Source organism: uncultured Endozoicomonas sp. (assembly GCF_947495845.1).
In the GTDB taxonomy this organism is placed as follows: domain Bacteria; phylum Pseudomonadota; class Gammaproteobacteria; order Pseudomonadales; family Endozoicomonadaceae; genus Endozoicomonas.
This window is the reverse complement of the sequence record NZ_CANMAO010000037.1, coordinates 1-16,719: the sequence shown is the minus strand read 5'-3', so window position 1 is coordinate 16,719 and position 16,719 is coordinate 1. Positions and strand designations below refer to the sequence as shown.

The following is a 16,719-nucleotide window of genomic DNA, read 5'->3' as shown; positions in this document are numbered from 1 at the left end:
TTATCTACTTCTTATATTTAGAACTTGTGATCCGCAGTATCCGGGTTCAGTTGCTTAATACCAACAAGGCCGGCTGCTTCTTCAATGGCACTGGTTTGAACGACCAATGTCGTTATTGCAGATTGTACCAGCGCATTGCCTTTTTCGTCACCGGCAGCAATCAGCTGATCGAAGAAAATGCCGTCTTTCTCGGCAGAATCCACCAGAGATTGCAGGGCGCTTTCACTATGATCAAAGCTGCTAAGAATAGTGGCGGCTTGGGCTTCATCTTTGGCAGCAACCAAATCCGCAAGGCTTGGTCCGGAAAGCACGTCGCCATTCACACGCTGATATTCCCCGGTATACACGTTGCGAATGCCTTTGTTGTTATAAAAGTGAGAGTAGTGCGTGTTGTCGCTGAAGCAATCGTGCTCATCTTCACTGGAGTTGGCTTCGAGAGCGACCTTCATACGCTCACCGGCCAGTTCGCCGAGGGATAAACTGCCCATGCCAAACAACATTTTGCGAAAGCCTTGGTCGGTAGAGTCTGCCAGTAATTCTGCACGGTAGTTGTCGCCGACTTCTGGTTGCCACTGGCCAACCATGTATTCAAGGTCTGCAATCAGCAAGTCCATAGCGGTGATCAGGTATTGGCCACGACGCTCACAGTTACCACCGGTGCAGGTTTCGCCTTTAGCAAAATCGGTAGCCGGACGATTGCCTGCACCACTGCCGGTACCGTTCAGATCCTGACCCCAGAGCAGAAATTCAACGGCGTGGTAACCGGTAGCTACGTTGGCTTCACTGCCGCCGAGCTCATTCAGGTTTGCCAGCAGTTCCGGTGTCAGTGTTTCAAGGTTTAGTAGTTCACCGCTGACGTTTAATTCAGTGTTGTTGACGATATTGGCCAAAGCGCCATCGTTACCCATTTCAAAGTCGTAGCTTGAAGGCTGAACGTAGTCGATCAGGCCTTCATCCAGAGGCCATGCATTCAACTGACCTTCCCAGTCATCAACAATGGCATTACCAAAACGGAATACTTCACTCTGCTGATAAGGGACACGTGCCGCTTTCCATGCCGCCTTTGCCAGCTCAAGATTTTCTTCGCTGGGGTTTTCAACCAGATTATGACTGGCTTCTTTCAGGCTTTTTGCGGTGATCAACGCATCTTCAAAGGTAGCGAGTGCCACGTCTGCATAATGGGCAACCACATCATTGGCAGAAATTGACGTGCTCGCGGCTTCTCTGGCCGCTTCGACGACAATGGTTTCCTGAGTTTCTGGTGCAACACTGACGGTTTCTTCAGACTGGTTACAGCCCGTCAACAGGGCAGATGCGACCATCAATGTGCCGATGGCGGAAAGCGAAAAGTTTGGCTTCATCCTGATTGAGCTCCATGATTCTTATTGTGCATTGGTAATCTGGAAGAGAATTATAATGAGAATTATTCTTATTACAATGTTTTGTAAAGTTTCTGTCGTTTATAACGAGCTCTTAATCACAGATTGAGACTGTTGCGAAATCTCAAACATCTCGTTCTTATGCTCAGAGGTTGTCGTAAAACCACAAGGTCGGTAATTCTGCAAGACTTGCCGACATCTCGCCGCGCTGTAGGGGCTGATTGTCGGCAACCCTGCATGTTGCCGACCTACGAGATCTGTTTTTAAACACCTTTTGCGACAACCTCGATCAGCGTGGGAACCAGAGTGTTTGCAACAACCTCAGATTGGGTGGGAGTGGGAAGACACGGAGAGTGTAGGATAGCTCGAAAGAGCCATCCCACATTTGAAGAGATAATTAGGAAGCGGTGGCTGTCAGGCGGTGCGCCCATTTAGTTTTTGCAGCTTGCTGCATATCCACAACCTGATCGCTTTCGTCTACGATCTCACGACCCAGCAGGGTTTCGATCATGTCTTCCAAGGTCACAATACCGCGGATATCACCGTATTCAGTGACCACCATGGCGATGTGACTGCGTTGCTCCAGAAAGGTCGCCATTAATTTTGGTAACGGTTCTTTTTCCAGGACCGCAATGATTGGGCGCTTGAGGCTTTGCAGGTTGGTATTGCCACCTTCTCGCAGATGAGCCATCAAGATATCGTTACGGATAACAAAGCCATTGATATCATCAGGGTCTTCACCGTACACCGGGATACGGGAGAAGCTGGAATCCGAGAATGCTTGCATATAGCCTTCGGTCGTCGTTGACTCTGGCAATGAAAAAAGTACGGAACGTGGCGTCATGATTTCGACAATCTGCAGATCGCGAAACTTGAGCATGTTCTTCATCAATTCAGATTCAACACCTTGCAGTGCACCTAATTGCAAACCGAGGTCTGCCATGGCATGAATCTCATCTCGCAGGTAGGGATTGGTTTTGTCTTTAGGCGACAGCTTACTGGTTAGAATTTCTGTCAGCCAGATAATAGGCAGCAGCAGTCTAACCATAAAACGAACACCGACGGCCATGACCGGAACCAGTGTTTGCCACCAGGAAGCACCAATGGTTTTTGGAATAATTTCAGACAGCACCAGAATCAGCAGAGTCAGCACGCCAGAGAAAGCACCAATGTATGCATCACCGAATACTTTGGCGGCCTGCGCACCAGCACTGGCAGCACCAATGGTGTGCGCAATGGTATTCAAGGTCAGGATAGCGGCCAGTGGGCGATCAATATGGTCGTGAAGCTCACGAACCAAGCTGGCCCATTTGCTGTTTTTTTGCTCAAGGCTGACCACATAGGCCGGGGATATACTGAGAAGAACGGCTTCAAATACCGAACAGATAAAAGATACCGCGATAGCGATAACTACATACGCAACAAGCGTAACCACGTAGGGCTCCAGATGTGAACAAGGGATGCATATTCTATCCTGAGATTTAATTTTCTGGCGATAGATATTTTTGTTTATTACAGAGTACTTTCAAAGGCTATTTCAGCCAGGGGATTTCGTCAGATCCCCATAAAGGGGTCTGATCATTAGGAGAACCATTGTAGTTTATAGTGATTTCTTCGTTAGCCAGTATTTTTCGGATAGCGACGAATTCAATCAGCTGCTCTGCTTCCCGCGGAATATAAACGGCATTAGGTGTGTATGAATGGTTGTATATTGAACCCAGCCCAAGAGCGAGGGCTGCCTGTTGTTGATCAAATCCCCAGGCAAAGTAATAGTTGTTCAATATGGTTAGCTGAAGCATCTCTACTTCTTCTTGTGGTATTTCCAGAATAGGGGTGCGTTCGATGATCGTTTCTCTTTCAATACGGCTGTCTGTATAAACGCCGCGACCTTTGCCATGACTGTGAGAGATATAGAGCATTTATTTATTTTTATAGTTATGAAGTTCAATCAGTATACAGGATGTTGTAAAGGCTGGGGTGAGGTAAAACGAAGGCGATAGAAATGCCGGCACTCTGACCGGCATTAAATGAACAAGCGAGGTTAAATTGACTGGCCATTAACAGTAACCACAACATCAATATTGCCACGCACTGCATTGGAATAAGGGCAGACCTGATGGGCAACACGAACCAATTCAAGCGCCTGTTCTTGAGGTAGATCGAGAGTAACAGCAAGACTGACTGTTAAGGCAAAGCCGCCTTGGCCATTAGGACCGATCCCAACTTCTGCAGTCACCGGAGCATCTGTAATGGCTACTTTACCTTCCCGGGCAACATACAGAATCGCATTGGAGAAACAGGCTGAGTACCCTGCTGCAAACAATTGTTCCGGGTTTGTGGCTGCACCAGAGCCACCCATTTCTTTCGGATAAGCCAATTCCAGATTTAACAGGCCATCGTCTGTTTTTACCTGGCCGTTACGACCTGCTAATGCGGTTGCCTGAGTTTTGTAGAGGGTAGTCATAGTCGCTTCCTTACTCATTTGTATTGTGTGCAATTGAATAGAGGGCAATCATATATTTATATAACCATTGAATGCAAGTATATTGTGTGCAATTTATTTTTAATGGTGCCTGAGATGACTGACTGTGTGAGTAATAATCCGTTATCTGCCCAAGATAGTGTGCTGCTTGAAAATCAGGTGTGTTTTCCTCTCTATAGTGCGTCCAATGCAGTTATTCGAACCTACCGTCCGTTGTTGGATAAGCTCGATCTGACCTATTCGCAATATCTGGTGATGATGGTGCTGTGGGAGAGTGACGGAGTCAGTGTGAAAGATGTAGGTGCCCGGCTTTATTTGGATTCGGGTACATTAACCCCGTTGCTAAAACGGCTTGAAGGTAAGGGGCTGGTAGAGCGTGGAAGAAGCGAGCAGGATGAGCGGGTTCGGGTATTAAAGCTTACGGAAGCGGGTGTATTGCTCAAGACTCAGGCGCTGACAGTGCCAGCAGAGATGAAGTGTAAAATTAAACTGGATCTCGATGAGTTGCTCTTGTTGAAAAAACTTTGTGAAAAAGTGATTTCTACGTTGGAAAAATAAAGAGAGAAATAAAGGGAGAAAAAGCCCCGGAACCGGGGCTTTTTAACGGTCAGGCGGTCATATCATCAAAGAATTTCTTAACACCATCAAAGAAGGACTGCTTCTTTGGGGATTGTTTGGCGTGGCCTTCTTTTTTGAAGGTTTCTTCCAGTTCTTTGAAGAGTTCTTTCTGGCGTCCGGTTAACTTCACCGGCGTTTCCACAACCACACGACACATCAGGTCGCCGGCACTGCCGCCACGAACAGGCAGAACACCTTTACCCCGCAAGCGGAACAATTTACCTGTCTGGGTTTCTTCTGGAATCTTCAGTTTCACCCGGCCATCCAGCGTTGGTACTTCCAGTTCTCCACCCAGTGCCGCATCCACAAAGGTAATGGGGACTTCACAGTAGAGGTGTTTACCATCGCGCTGGAAAATGGCGTGATCGGCAACGCTGACCTGAACATACAAATCACCGGCAGGGCCACCGTTAACGCCCGCTTCACCTTCGCCAGCCAGACGAATCCTGTCGCCAGTATCCACACCCGCTGGAATTTTAACGGACAGTGTCTTGTATTCCTGTACGCGACCTTCACCGTGACACTCTCTGCAAGGATCTTTGATCATCTTGCCAGTACCACGACAGTCCGGGCAGGTCTGCTGAACAGAGAAAAAGCCCTGCTGCATACGTACCTGACCAATGCCGCCACAGGTGGTACAGCCTACTGGCTGAGTACCTTTTTTGGCGCCAGAGCCATCACAGGCGGTACAGCCAACCAGTGTTGGAATACGGATTTTTTTGGACACGCCGCGAACGGCTTCTTCCAGACTGAGCTCCATCTGGTAACGAAGATCGGAGCCGCGCTGAACGGAACTGCGACCACGGCCACCACCGCCGGCACCAAAGATATCGCCGAACACATCGCCGAAGATATCGCCAAAGCCGCCAGCACCAGCGCCGCCAAAACCACCGCCGCCCATGTTGGGATCAACACCAGCATGACCGTACTGATCATAAGCTGCCTTTTTCTGACTGTCGGTCAGAACTTCATAGGCTTCGTTGATTTCCTTAAACTTTGATTCTGCTTCCGCATCACCCGGGTTTCTGTCCGGGTGAAACTTCATGGCCATACGACGATAGGCCTTTTTTATATCCTTTTCTGAAGTACTTTTATCAACACCAAGTACTTCGTAATAGTCGCGTTTTGACATCAGAAAACCCTGAGCTACCTGCATTCACCAGTCGAGCATGAAAACACAGTGCTAACTGGATTCATGGTCAATTCTGTCTCATTTTATAAATACGACAACGCGGGAAATGCATCCCGCGCCGAGTATACCAACCGCATTTTATAAATCCCTATTGCGCTGGTAACCTGAAGAGTAATCCTGCGTTGAAGCTCCTCGCCATAGCTCTGCTATGACTCGTCCCTTCGCCTTGTTTTACACTCCAGTTCACCATGCTCATTACGGGTTTAGAAAATTTGACTGGTATTAACCATCAATCATTGACGATCATTTACTTCTTTTCGTCTTTTACTTCTTCAAACTCTGCATCTACAGCGTCGTCAGCAGCATCGGACTGCTTGCCTTCAGGTTGGGCTTCGCCCTGTTCCTGAGCGGCGGCATCGGCGTACATCTTCTGAGCCAGACCAGCAGAAGCTTCAGACAGCGCCTGAGTTTTGGCTTCGATAACTTCTTTATCGTCGCCTTTCACTGCAGCTTCAAGTTCTTCGATAGCGGCAGTAATGGCTGTCTTCTCTTCTTCGGTGGCTTTGTCGCCTGCTTCTTCAAGGGTTTTACGAGTGGCGTGTGCCAGGCCGTCAGCCTGGTTACGAGCCGCAGCCAGCTCTTCAAACTTCTTGTCGTCCGCAGCGTTGGCTTCGGCGTCTTGTACCATCTGATCGATTTCTTCATCGGACAGGCCGGAAGAAGCCTTGATAACGATAGACTGTTCTTTGCCGGTCGCCTTGTCTTTTGCAGACACGTTCAGGATACCGTTGGCGTCCAGATCGAAGCTCACTTCGATTTGTGGCATGCCCCGTGGTGCTGGTGGAATGTCTGCCAGATCAAAACGACCCAGAGATTTGTTATGGGTTGCCTGCTTACGCTCACCCTGCAGAACGTGGATGGTTACCGCGCCCTGATTGTCGTCTGCAGTAGAGAATACCTGCGACTTTTTGGTTGGGATAGTCGTATTTTTCTCGATCAGAGCGGTCATTACACCACCCATGGTTTCGATACCCAGAGTCAGTGGCGTTACGTCCAGCAGCAGAACGTCTTTCACGTCGCCGGCCAGTACGGCAGCCTGAATAGAAGCACCCATGGCAACGGCTTCGTCTGGGTTCACGTCTTTGCGAGGCTCTTTGCCGAAGAATTCAGCAACCAGCTTCTGAACCAGAGGCATACGGGTCTGACCACCAACGAGGATGACTTCGTTGATCTCGGACAGATCCAGATCAGAGTCTTTAACCGCAGTACGGCAAGGCTCCAGAGAACGCTTAACCAGATCTTCTACCAGAGATTCCAGCTTGGCACGGCTCACCTTAACGTTCAGGTGCTTAGGGCCGGTGGCATCAGCAGTGATGTAAGGCAGGTTAACATCAGTCTGGGTTGCGGAGGACAGTTCGATCTTGGCTTTTTCAGCGGCTTCTTTCAGACGCTGCATAGCCAGTGGGTCACCGTGCAGGTCGATGCCCTGGTCTTTCTTGAATTCGGACGCAAGATACTCGATCAGACGCATGTCGAAGTCTTCACCACCCAGGAAGGTGTCACCGTTGGTGGCCAGTACTTCGAACTGGTGCTCGCCGTCTACGTCGGCAATTTCAATGATGGATACGTCAAAGGTACCGCCACCCAGGTCATAAACCGCGATGGTCTGGTCGCCTTTACGTTTGTCCATGCCGTAAGCCAGTGCGGCGGCGGTTGGCTCGTTGATAATACGCTTAACGTCCAGACCGGCGATGCGGCCCGCGTCTTTAGTTGCCTGACGCTGGGAATCGTTGAAGTAAGCAGGTACGGTGATAACCGCTTCAGTTACCGCTTCGCCCAGATAATCTTCAGCGGTTTTCTTCATTTTTTTCAGGATTTCAGCAGAAACCTGAGGTGGTGCTTTCTTGTCGCCTTTAACTTCTACCCACGCGTCGCCATTGTCCGCTTCGGTGATTTTGTAAGGCACCATTTTGATATCTTTCTGAACCACGTCGTCCTGGAAGCGGCGACCGATCAGACGCTTGATAGCGTAAAGCGTGTTGTCTGGGTTAGTAACGGCCTGACGCTTGGCTGGCTGGCCTACCAGAACTTCGCCGTCGTCAGTGTAAGCAATGATAGAAGGCGTAGTACGTGCGCCTTCAGCATTTTCGATGACTTTTGCTTTTTCGCCGTCCAGGATAGCCACACAAGAGTTGGTGGTGCCCAGATCGATACCAATGATTCTACCCATTTTGATTCTCTCCATGCCCGTATAAACGGACCTTAAACTTTAAAAACTGGTCGCTTCCCAAAGGTTTCCCCAACCTGAAGAGCTGGGGAAACGGTGGTGTGACGTTTGCCACGAACTTGACTTGCTATATGGGAGCGGCATTTTCATTTTCAAGGGCTTTTTCAAGAAACAATTTAAAAGAAGCCATTTAAAATAAACCGTGAAATCTTGAAAAAGCCTGTCGATGGTCAGCTTGCTTTGGAAACGACCACCATGGCTGGACGAATCACGCGACCGTGCAAGGTGTAGCCTTTCTGAAACACGTTCATCACGGTATTCGGTTCCATGTCTGGGTTCGGCACCATGGAAATCGCCTGATGGAAGTTCGGGTCAAACGGTTCGCCTTCAGGGTTAACCTGCAGAACCTGAAACTTGCCCAGGGCATCCAGCAGTTGTTTGTGAGTCAGGCGCATGCCTTCCAGCATGGTTTCGTGCTGGCCTTCAGCCTGTTCAGCGTTCTCGATGCCTTTTTCAAGGCTTTCAACCACCGGAATCATTTCATTTACGAACTTATCAACGCCAAATTTGTGGGCTTTTTCCACGTCCTGCTCGGCGCGACGTTTTGTGTTCATCGCTTCAGCGGTCGCACGCAAAGCCTGATCTTTGGCAAGCGCCAGTTGCTGTTCCAACTCTTCGATACGGCCTGCATTTACCGCTGTTTCGTCAGCGGTCATCAGTTCAGGCTCTTCGTTAAAGAGTGGGTTTTCCTGCGCAACGTCTTCTGCCGCCGCTTCAGTTTCCGGTGTTTCTAACGGTTCTTCGACTTTACTGTTTTCTTCAGCCATTCCAGCGGTTCTCCGGATATCTACCCAGCTCAACGAGGGCTGGGGTTTGTCGTAATGGATAACAGGCGTGTCGACCACGCAAAGTAATCTTTATTGATAGCGTAATATGGGGATGGCAACAGTATATTCAAGGGGAAATTTCTTTACCAATGCCGATCTATATATTACTGTATAAATAAACAGTATTTAGGTGCGTGGCGCTAGTGCCACTCACCCAATCGGGATTGTGAGAATTGTCATGCTCAACCAAATCTCTATCAGCGACTATGCCATTGTGGATCAACTGAACCTGGATATAGCCTCCGGGATGACCGCTATTACCGGCGAAACCGGTGCTGGTAAGTCCATTATGCTGGACGCACTTGGGCTTGCTCTTGGCGGAAGGGCTGATAGCGATTGTGTGCGAGATGGTGCTGAACGAGCAGACATTCGCGCATGTTTCGATCTGCACAGAATTCCGGTGGCACAACAGTGGATGAAAGAGCGAGATTATGATGGCGGCTCAGAAAGTGATGAGTCTGCCTGCATTCTCCGTCGTGTTATCACCAAAGAAGGGCGTTCCAGAGGGTATATCAACGGCACGCCGGTGACGCTTTCTGAACTGAAGTCGCTCGGTGAGATGCTGATTGATATCCACAGCCAACATGCCCATCAATCTCTGCTGCGAAAAAGTCATCACGGTGTGATGCTGGACGAGTTTGCCGGATCGGTAAAACAGGCCAGAGAAGTTGCGCAGCTGTCGTCGCAGTATCGCCATACCCATGAGCAGCTAAATAACTTGTTGTCGGATCAGCAGGAACGAGAAGAGCGTGTGCAACTGCTCAGCTATCAGCTGAATGAGCTGGAACAACTCGGTCTGCAACCCGGTGAAGTGGAGCAGCTGGAGCAAGAACATAAACAGCAGTCCCAGGCTGGCACCACGCTCAGTGCCTGTCATCAGGTCACACAACTGTGTTCCAGCGATGAAGGCGATAATGTGTTGCAGCAACTGTCTGTTTGTCTTCATCGCCTGAGCGATTTAGAGATTGACCATGCTGGCATTACCAACGCCATCGATATGCTGTCATCTGCACAGATTCAAGTGGAAGAAGCGGTGGGTGAGCTGAATCATTTTATGGACAGCTTTGAAGCCGATCCTGCTCGTGCGCAGGAAATTGAAGAGCGATTGAGCGCCATTTTTGAGTTGGCAAGAAAGCACCGGGTTCAACCAGAGGAGTTGCTGGAGAAGCAACAGCAAATCAGTGAAGAGTTGGAAAAGGTTCAATGCCACGATGAGCAGGTGGCAGGGCTTGAAAACGCGTTACTCAAACTTAAAAAACAACATCAAGAGTGCGCTTCCGCTTTATCAGTGAAACGTAAAAAAGCGGCAAAAAAACTGGAAAAACTGGTCACGGAGCGAATCGCCTTGTTAGGCATGCCGAAGGGGCGCTTCTGTATTGAGCTGACTGAAATAGCAGAAAGAACCGTTTCTTCTCAAGGGTTTGAGTCCATTGAGTTTCTGGTGACAACCAACCCGGGGCAAGCACCACGACCATTAGCAAAAGTGGCTTCTGGCGGTGAGCTATCCCGTATCTCTTTGGCGATTCAGGTCATTATTGCCCAAACCGCAGCAACGCCAACCCTGATTTTTGATGAAGTGGATGTGGGTATCGGCGGTGGCACCGCAGAAATTGTGGGCAACATGCTTCGGGAAGTGGGTAAAAACGGACAGGTGCTGTGTGTGACTCACCAGGCTCAGGTTGCTTCACAGGCGCACCAGCACCTTCATGTAAGTAAAAAGGTCAGTCGTAAAACCTCGAGCACTCGGATTCTTAAATTGGATGGTGAGCATCGCCTGCATGAAATTGCCAGAATGCTCGGAGGCGTGGAGTTGACAACGCCAACCTTGAATCATGCGCAGGAAATGCTGCTTCAGGCGCAAGCGTAGGGTTATTGGTTAAGGTAGGGGCAAAAAAGAAATTCCCAGTATCATTCCCGCCTTCGAGGCTGTCGCGAAACTCTCAATCATCTCGTTCCCATGCTCCAGAGGCTGTTGCAAAAGATCAGCACCGACAGACCTGAGAGATGTCGGCAATTCTTACAGAATTACTGACCTACGGGTTTTGCGACAGTCTCCTTCGCGGGAATGGCGAATCAGTAGTAATTTGCTTACTACCGTTACCCTTAGGGTGTTAGGTTAAGTCGTAAGCTAATGCCTTATCAGGCAGCATGAGAAAACACTAGCGTAGTTAATGTTTTCTCATGCTGCCTGTGACTATCACGACCACGATGCTTCTCTTTTCTTTTATAACCTGTCTTTAGTACTTCACGACGTTGGCGGAACATGGGTTCCTGCATCAACTTAAGAACAGCAGATGCTGGCCGTTTACGTTGCTTCCTGTTTTTGCTCATTGCAAAGCTCCAGTTGGATAAAAAATACCTCTGAAACATTGATGCTCCAGAGGTATCAAGAATAAGGTTAGAAAATAGTACAGCCGTTTTTCTAATTATTATTTCTTCTTAGGTCGAACGTAAATCACAAGGTTGTGATCCACAATTTCATAGCCGTGTTCTTCCGCTATCGCATGCTGACGTTTCTCGATAGCGTCATCAACAAACTCAATGACATCACCAGTTTCCATGCAGACCATATGATCGTGATGCTCACCACGAGACAGTTCAAACACGGAGTGGCCGCCATCAAAGTTATGGCGTACCACAAGGCCGGCGCTTTCAAATTGGGTCAGCACCCGATAAACCGTTGCCAGACCAACGTCTTCTTCTGCATCCAGAAGTGCTTTGTAAACATCTTCCGCAGACATGTGTTTATCTTCAGCACTTTCGAGTATCTGAAGAATCTTAACTCTTGGCAGGGTTACTTTCAGTCCTGCTTTACGCAACTCTTGATTTTCCAAAACGTTTCCCTAACCCTTAATAAGATAATCCTGCTATTATCACATTTTCGTGCAGTTTTTTCATAGAGCCTCAACTGTTTGAGCCGCTGAAACACTGCAAGTTTAACTTAGAGCAAGCAAGATAGTGGAAGTCTGAAATCGATGCAAAAAACCTCGTTCACACTGGCCGCCGCGCTTATAACAGCTACCTTCTCCGCAACCCTGCTAACAGGATGCGCCAGTTCCACTGACGGTGGTTCCAAGCTTATCAGTTTCCCCGGTGCGTACAAGATTGATGTGCAACAGGGAAACGTTATTACCCAGGAAATGATTAATCAGCTCCGTCCGGGTATGTCTCGTGCCCAGGTTCAGTACGTTATGGGTACACCATTGCTGGAAGATACCTTTAACCCGAATCGCTGGGATTATGTGTACAGCATGCAACCGGGCGGTCAAGACCGGGAGCAGAAAAACGTCACGCTCTTCTTTGAAGAAGACAAGCTGCAGTCTATTGTTGGCGATTACCGCCCCGAAAGCACTGAGCAATAAAGCAAAGTTGATCGTTGCTCGGTAACCTGAAAGGTTGCCGGCAACCTTTTCCCTTCTGCTTCACTTACAATTCAATCCCGTTGTTCCAGCTCAGCCTTCTGCTTGGCCTGTTCTGCCCTGCGTTTGCGAACCTCTTTCGGGTCGGCAATCAGTGGGCGATAAATCTCAATCCTGTCGCCTTCTTTTACAGCTTGTTGATCGGGCTTGGCTACGGTTTTGCCGAAAATTCCCATTGTTGATTGATCAATATCAATGTCCGGGAAAAAGGAGGCAATGCCGGATTGCCTGACCGCCTCGCGAAGCGTTGTGCCTTCCTTTAAGGTGACCGAGACAATCTTCTGCTCATGAGCTTTGGCATAAGCCACTTCAACATGAACCTCTGGCTCATCCATCAATATCTCAGCTATCAATATGTCAGCCATAAATCTGCTTCGCTCTGTTACTGAAAGCATCCACCATTGAGTTCATCATTTGGCCAACCAGCGCACCGAGTGTAGCGGCGGTGAGCTTGTTGCTCATTTCAAAATCCAGCTCAAGGGAAACCTTACACCCATCGTCACCCAGTTGGGTAAACGTCCAAATTCCCGAAAGATGTTTGAATGGGCCTTCCAGTAAGTTCATTTCTATAGACACGCCGGGAACGATTTTGTTCCGCGTCGAAAAACTTTGTCGAATGCCTGCTTTTGCTACTTCGAGAATGGCTTCCAGCTGATCGCCTTCCTGGCTAATGATTTTACCACCGGCGCAACCGGGTAAAAACTCGCCATAGGACTCAATATCACTGACCAGATCATACATCTGTTGAGCGGAATACGTGACCAGTGCAGAGCGGGAAATCTTCGGCATAGATAGCGTGGTTCTTTCATAAAAAAGGCCGGATAGGATAACCCATACCGGCCTGATAGAAACAGTGAGTGTTTAAAAGATTGTGGTGATCACGACCACAAGTACACACACGGGAACAACAACACGAATCATGGCGCGCCAGAGGTTGAACATGCCAACACTCAGGCCCAGCTCATTCATCATGGTGGAGCGTTTGATTACCCAGCCGGCAAAGATGGAGATCAACAGACCGCCCAGTGGCAGCAGGATGTTGCTGGTGAAGTAATCCAGCAGATCAAAGAAGTTTTTACCAAACAGAGTGAAAGTGAAATCACCGCTGAAGGCAAACACAGTACCCAGACCAACAAACCAGATTGCAGCACAAAGGATGATGGTAGCAACGGTTCGGCTCAGCGGTGTACGCTCCAGCAACCATGCCAGTGCAGGTTCAACCAGCGAGATAGCAGAGCTCAGAGCCGCGATGGCAACCAGGACAAAGAACAGGAAGCCGAAAATTTCACCCATCGGCATGTGCACAAAGGCGGCGGTCAAAGAAACAAACAGCAGGCCCGGGCCAGCGGAAGGTTCAAGGCCATAAGCAAATACGATTGGGAATACGATCAGGCCAGAGACAATAGCCATTAATGTATCCAGAGCTGCTACGTTCAGTGCAGTTCTTGGAATGGAATTGTTCGCTGGCATGTAAGCACCGTAAGCCATTAATGCGCACATACCCAGGCTCAGGGTAAAGAACGCCTGACCCAATGCCGCCGTTACCGCTTCACCGGTGACTTTGGAGAAATCCACGGAGAACATGAATTCGAAGCCGCGCATAAACTGGCCAGTTTCCAGCATGCTGTAGCCGAGCATAATCAGCAGCAGGGCGAACAGCGCAGGCATCATTACCTGCAGACCTTTCTCCAGGCCTTTGTGAATACCACGGGCAGTAATTGCGAAGGTCAGAATCATAAAGGCAGAGTGCCAGAAAATCTGACGATCAGCAGACGACACTAGTCCACCAAATGCATCACCCACCTGATCAGTGGTCATGCCAGTGAAACCACCAGACACAATCTGCCAGGCATAAGACAATGACCAACCGGCGATAACACTGTAGAAAGACAGGATCAGGAAGCCCGCCAACATGCCCATCCAGCCAATCATGCTCCACAGTTTACTGGCACCCAATTCGCTGGTCAGTTGACGTATAGCGTTCAGAGGACTGTGTCGTGTATGGCGACCAATGGCGGTTTCAGCCATTAAAAGAGGAATACCCATCACTGCAATGCAGATCAGGTAAAGCATCACGAAAGCGCCGCCGCCGTATTGCCCGGCGATGTACGGAAACTTCCAGATATTACCAAGGCCGATGGCGGAGCCGGCAGCTGCCAGCAAAAAAGTCCAGCGATTAGCCCAGGTTTTTGTTGAGGTTACAGGATTTTGTCCAGACATAAGTTCCCCAAAAATGCGTTCAGATATAGTTATAATAAAATCGCTTGCATTGAAAGCAGTGAGGAATCTGTGGTCTTGGTTGGCAGTGCTTTGTAGCAGCTGGCATACCATGACCGTTTCACGAAACTTTCGTACTATTTAGCGCATGTCTTGCTGATGAATGAGTGTTTCACGGTACAGCATCAGGTGTTAACAACCTGATCCCATCAAACCTCAAGCCCTTATAACTAAGATCCAATCCAACAGACTGTTCTTAGAATAATGACGAAGATAAGAGCGGGTTAGGTTGATTGTACCGGTCTACCCTTACATCTCAATAGCTAATACGTATGCACTGATTAAAAAATAGATATTTGATTGATAACGTCAGTAAATGCAGAAAAATCATCTGTGAGGGTTCTGCACTATTGTAGAGACCGTGACTATGCCCGAGAATAGATGACTTTCAGTCACGCTGCTCCTATACTCCGCGCCATGGCAAAAAGTAAGAAAAGTAAACAGGGCGATTCTTCAATCGTCGTCAACAAGAAGGCTCGCCACGATTATCATCTGGACGAGACCTTCGAAGCAGGCATTTCCCTCGCAGGTTGGGAAGTGAAAAGCCTCCGGCAGGGCAAAGTTCAGCTGGTGGATAGCTACGTCCTACTGAAAGATGGCGAAGCCTGGTTGATTGGTTCATCCATCACCCCGCTTACCACCGCCTCAACTCATGTGATTGCGGATCCATTACGGGATCGTAAACTGCTGTTGCATCGTCAGCAATTATCAAAGCTGTTCTCCGAAACACAGCAAAAAGGCCACGCCTGTGTCGCCACCAAGCTCTACTGGAAAGGCCACCTGATTAAATGTCAGATCGCTCTTGCCCGTGGTAAGAAAGAGTTTGATAAACGTGCAGCCACCAAAGAGCGTGAATGGAACATTGAAAAACAGCGGGTTATGCACCGCGGTTAATCAGCCGTTTCAATACAAAAAAGGCGTACAGAAATGTGCGCCTTTTTTGTTGATCACTTACCAAAGATCGGGCGACATCAACGCATCAGCACATCTCAATGTACCTTTTGTAGAAGTCAGTACGCCTTCCTTCAGAGCTTGCACTTGCCAGCCATGAGGGTGTTCTAGGGTATAAGGGGCTGAAATATCCGAACACAGTGAAAAGCCTGAACGACCATAGTAGTCTGGGTCTCCATAGACAAACACAAGTGCAGCGTCGTGTTCCTTCAAAATCTGCAGTCCCTCTTGAATCAATCGTGTACCCACTCCCTGTTTTTGAACATCGGGCGAAACACCCAGTGGCGCAAGAATGGCGGCTTTTATAGAAGGGTCTTCATTAATCACCACATGGCTGAAAAGAGTATGACCCACAATACGGCCATCCTGCTCGGCAACAAGGGATAGCAACGGTTGTGCCGAGGTGTCTTCTAATAGATCGCAAGCCAACTTCGCAACGGTTTCCGCTTCAGATTTGTCAAAGGTGTTTCTATGCAACTCATAAATCGCCGCTGACTCTTCCGGCAGTGATACTCTGATCTTCATACCTACTCCAAAATATCCGGGATAAACGACAAACTAACGAATTATCCCACAGAAATATCTAACGACGATCATCGTTTTTTTGGTGTAAAAGTACCTATGTACTAAACACGCTTGCATTTAGTACAACTGTTTGGCTAAATACGACAGTGTTTTGTTATCGGGGGCGATCTGGATTCGACGACGATTACGAAACCTGAGGTGCATGTCGAGCGTGTAGTGATGCTCGTTAATCCAAACACTACAAACGTATTAGTTGCTAACGATAATAGCTACCACGGAGCTATGGCTGCCTAAAAACAGTCGTCTCCCGATCACTCTGTTTTGTCTATTGGGTGGAACTGATCGCAATCGAAAATAGAATCGCCACATTGGTCTTCCTGAAGCCAGTGGGTTAAACATTCCAGGATCGCGCCGTTCACCCTGGCCGTTGGGTCGTTCAGCGTTAACCGAATAACGGAAACTAAACATGTAGAGCCAATGGCGTAGGATTGTCGGACGCGGGTTCAATTCCCGCCGCCTCCACCAATCAGAAACCCTGTAAGTCAATGATTTACAGGGTTTTTTATTGTCTGAAATTTCCCCAGAACAGAGGGTGTCGAAAAAGTGTCGAAAGAAAAATTCGACTGAACTTCATTATCTGTATTCTGTCGTTCAAGGATGGAAAGTAGGTATAGCCCGGCTGTTTTCTTGAGGTGTAAGAATCAAGCTTTGATTTTGCACGATGAAAGACCTGGCCCTGCATTTCTTCAATTATTCAGATTGTCGCTGAGTTAAGAAAATCCCTGCTTGGCTGGAAAGCGTATTTCGACATAGCTGAAATAC

At 48.5% G+C, this 16,719-nt stretch carries 17 protein-coding genes and 1 other RNA gene; 5 read left to right on the top strand and 13 right to left on the bottom strand.

The window, feature by feature from the left end; genetic code table 11:
* Positions 1-17: 17 nt before the first annotated feature.
* From Q1B11_RS18030 to Q1B11_RS18015, 4 genes are all read right to left on the bottom strand, one after another.
* Entirely contained in the window at positions 18-1,361 is a 1,344-nt protein-coding gene (locus Q1B11_RS18030) for an imelysin family protein (protein WP_299734976.1), read from the bottom strand.
* 415 nt (positions 1,362-1,776) lie between these two features.
* Entirely contained in the window at positions 1,777-2,814 is a 1,038-nt protein-coding gene (locus tag Q1B11_RS18025) for a hemolysin family protein (protein ID WP_299734974.1), read from the bottom strand.
* 97 nt (positions 2,815-2,911) lie between these two features.
* Positions 2,912-3,298, bottom strand: coding sequence for an SET domain-containing protein (locus tag Q1B11_RS18020; RefSeq protein ID WP_299734972.1), 387 nt, complete (start codon positions 3,296-3,298; stop codon positions 2,912-2,914).
* A gap of 122 nt (positions 3,299-3,420) precedes the next feature.
* Positions 3,421-3,843, bottom strand: coding sequence for an organic hydroperoxide resistance protein (locus Q1B11_RS18015; protein ID WP_299734971.1), 423 nt, complete (start codon positions 3,841-3,843; stop codon positions 3,421-3,423).
* A 114-nt stretch (positions 3,844-3,957) separates the two neighbouring features.
* On the opposite strand from Q1B11_RS18015, the gene Q1B11_RS18010 reads away from it, so the two are divergent.
* Entirely contained in the window at positions 3,958-4,419 is a 462-nt protein-coding gene (locus Q1B11_RS18010) for a MarR family transcriptional regulator (protein WP_299734968.1), read from the top strand.
* 49 nt (positions 4,420-4,468) lie between these two features.
* Here Q1B11_RS18010 and dnaJ read toward each other — a convergent pair whose 3' ends face one another.
* From dnaJ to grpE, 3 genes are all read right to left on the bottom strand, one after another.
* Complete coding sequence (gene dnaJ / locus Q1B11_RS18005; protein ID WP_299734967.1) at positions 4,469-5,611, bottom strand: molecular chaperone DnaJ; 1,143 nt, start codon at positions 5,609-5,611, stop codon at positions 4,469-4,471.
* 307 nt (positions 5,612-5,918) lie between these two features.
* Positions 5,919-7,841 carry a molecular chaperone DnaK gene (gene dnaK / locus Q1B11_RS18000; protein WP_299734965.1) on the bottom strand — a complete coding sequence of 641 codons (1,923 nt, stop codon included), beginning with the start codon at positions 7,839-7,841 and terminating at the stop codon, positions 5,919-5,921.
* A gap of 227 nt (positions 7,842-8,068) precedes the next feature.
* A complete protein-coding gene (grpE, locus tag Q1B11_RS17995) occupies positions 8,069-8,665 on the bottom strand; it encodes a nucleotide exchange factor GrpE (protein WP_299735024.1) in 597 nt (198 codons plus the stop codon).
* Positions 8,666-8,903: 238 nt separating this feature from the next.
* Here grpE and recN point away from each other — a divergent pair, with 238 nt between their 5' ends.
* Positions 8,904-10,592 (top strand): DNA repair protein RecN, encoded by a 1,689-nt coding sequence (gene recN / locus Q1B11_RS17990; RefSeq protein ID WP_299734963.1) that lies wholly within the window; start codon positions 8,904-8,906, stop codon positions 10,590-10,592.
* A gap of 272 nt (positions 10,593-10,864) precedes the next feature.
* Here the strand turns inward: recN and Q1B11_RS17985 are convergent, their stop codons facing one another.
* Together Q1B11_RS17985 and fur are read right to left on the bottom strand one after the other, a co-directional pair.
* A complete protein-coding gene (locus tag Q1B11_RS17985) occupies positions 10,865-11,056 on the bottom strand; it encodes a hypothetical protein (protein WP_299734962.1) in 192 nt (63 codons plus the stop codon).
* A 98-nt stretch (positions 11,057-11,154) separates the two neighbouring features.
* Positions 11,155-11,559: a ferric iron uptake transcriptional regulator gene (gene fur / locus Q1B11_RS17980; RefSeq protein WP_299734961.1), complete on the bottom strand. Its 405-nt coding sequence runs from the start codon at positions 11,557-11,559 to the stop codon at positions 11,155-11,157.
* A gap of 141 nt (positions 11,560-11,700) precedes the next feature.
* On the opposite strand from fur, the gene Q1B11_RS17975 reads away from it, so the two are divergent.
* Positions 11,701-12,087, top strand: coding sequence for an outer membrane protein assembly factor BamE (locus Q1B11_RS17975; protein ID WP_299734959.1), 387 nt, complete (start codon positions 11,701-11,703; stop codon positions 12,085-12,087).
* Between the two features lie 71 nt (positions 12,088-12,158).
* Here the strand turns inward: Q1B11_RS17975 and Q1B11_RS17970 are convergent, their stop codons facing one another.
* The 3 genes from Q1B11_RS17970 to Q1B11_RS17960 all read right to left on the bottom strand — a co-directional run bounded on the left by Q1B11_RS17970 (position 12,159) and on the right by Q1B11_RS17960 (position 14,364).
* A complete protein-coding gene (locus Q1B11_RS17970; RefSeq protein ID WP_299734957.1) occupies positions 12,159-12,509 on the bottom strand; it encodes an RnfH family protein in 351 nt (116 codons plus the stop codon).
* The gene (locus Q1B11_RS17965) at positions 12,502-12,933 is read right to left on the bottom strand and encodes a type II toxin-antitoxin system RatA family toxin (RefSeq protein WP_299734955.1); all 432 of its coding nucleotides are present in this window, start codon (positions 12,931-12,933) and stop codon (positions 12,502-12,504) included. Before Q1B11_RS17965 ends, Q1B11_RS17970 begins: the two co-directional genes overlap by 8 nt.
* A gap of 72 nt (positions 12,934-13,005) precedes the next feature.
* A complete protein-coding gene (locus tag Q1B11_RS17960) occupies positions 13,006-14,364 on the bottom strand; it encodes a sodium-dependent transporter (protein WP_299734954.1) in 1,359 nt (452 codons plus the stop codon).
* A 474-nt stretch (positions 14,365-14,838) separates the two neighbouring features.
* Here Q1B11_RS17960 and smpB point away from each other — a divergent pair, with 474 nt between their 5' ends.
* Positions 14,839-15,315 carry an SsrA-binding protein SmpB gene (gene smpB / locus Q1B11_RS17955; protein ID WP_299735022.1) on the top strand — a complete coding sequence of 159 codons (477 nt, stop codon included), beginning with the start codon at positions 14,839-14,841 and terminating at the stop codon, positions 15,313-15,315.
* Positions 15,316-15,372: 57 nt separating this feature from the next.
* Here the strand turns inward: smpB and Q1B11_RS17950 are convergent, their stop codons facing one another.
* Positions 15,373-15,897 carry an N-acetyltransferase gene (locus tag Q1B11_RS17950; RefSeq protein ID WP_299734952.1) on the bottom strand — a complete coding sequence of 175 codons (525 nt, stop codon included), beginning with the start codon at positions 15,895-15,897 and terminating at the stop codon, positions 15,373-15,375.
* A gap of 159 nt (positions 15,898-16,056) precedes the next feature.
* Between Q1B11_RS17950 and ssrA the strand changes: the two genes are divergently transcribed.
* Positions 16,057-16,422, top strand: a transfer-messenger RNA (tmRNA) gene (ssrA, locus tag Q1B11_RS17945).
* Positions 16,423-16,719: the final 297 nt, after the last annotated feature.

Coding starts and splice junctions, on each gene's coding strand:
- recN (WP_299734963.1), top strand. CDS start 8,904: ATGCTCAACCAAATCTCTATCAGCGACTATGCCATTGTGGATCAACTG.
- dnaK (WP_299734965.1), bottom strand. CDS start 7,841: ATGGGTAGAATCATTGGTATCGATCTGGGCACCACCAACTCTTGTGTG.
- Q1B11_RS17960 (WP_299734954.1), bottom strand. CDS start 14,364: ATGTCTGGACAAAATCCTGTAACCTCAACAAAAACCTGGGCTAATCGC.
- Q1B11_RS18015 (WP_299734971.1), bottom strand. CDS start 3,843: ATGACTACCCTCTACAAAACTCAGGCAACCGCATTAGCAGGTCGTAAC.
- Q1B11_RS18030 (WP_299734976.1), bottom strand. CDS start 1,361: ATGAAGCCAAACTTTTCGCTTTCCGCCATCGGCACATTGATGGTCGCA.
- Q1B11_RS17950 (WP_299734952.1), bottom strand. CDS start 15,897: ATGAAGATCAGAGTATCACTGCCGGAAGAGTCAGCGGCGATTTATGAG.
- smpB (WP_299735022.1), top strand. CDS start 14,839: ATGGCAAAAAGTAAGAAAAGTAAACAGGGCGATTCTTCAATCGTCGTC.
- Q1B11_RS17965 (WP_299734955.1), bottom strand. CDS start 12,933: ATGCCGAAGATTTCCCGCTCTGCACTGGTCACGTATTCCGCTCAACAG.
- Q1B11_RS17985 (WP_299734962.1), bottom strand. CDS start 11,056: ATGAGCAAAAACAGGAAGCAACGTAAACGGCCAGCATCTGCTGTTCTT.
- dnaJ (WP_299734967.1), bottom strand. CDS start 5,611: ATGTCAAAACGCGACTATTACGAAGTACTTGGTGTTGATAAAAGTACT.
- Q1B11_RS17975 (WP_299734959.1), top strand. CDS start 11,701: ATGCAAAAAACCTCGTTCACACTGGCCGCCGCGCTTATAACAGCTACC.
- Q1B11_RS18020 (WP_299734972.1), bottom strand. CDS start 3,298: ATGCTCTATATCTCTCACAGTCATGGCAAAGGTCGCGGCGTTTATACA.
- Q1B11_RS17970 (WP_299734957.1), bottom strand. CDS start 12,509: ATGGCTGACATATTGATAGCTGAGATATTGATGGATGAGCCAGAGGTT.
- grpE (WP_299735024.1), bottom strand. CDS start 8,665: ATGGCTGAAGAAAACAGTAAAGTCGAAGAACCGTTAGAAACACCGGAA.
- Q1B11_RS18010 (WP_299734968.1), top strand. CDS start 3,958: ATGACTGACTGTGTGAGTAATAATCCGTTATCTGCCCAAGATAGTGTG.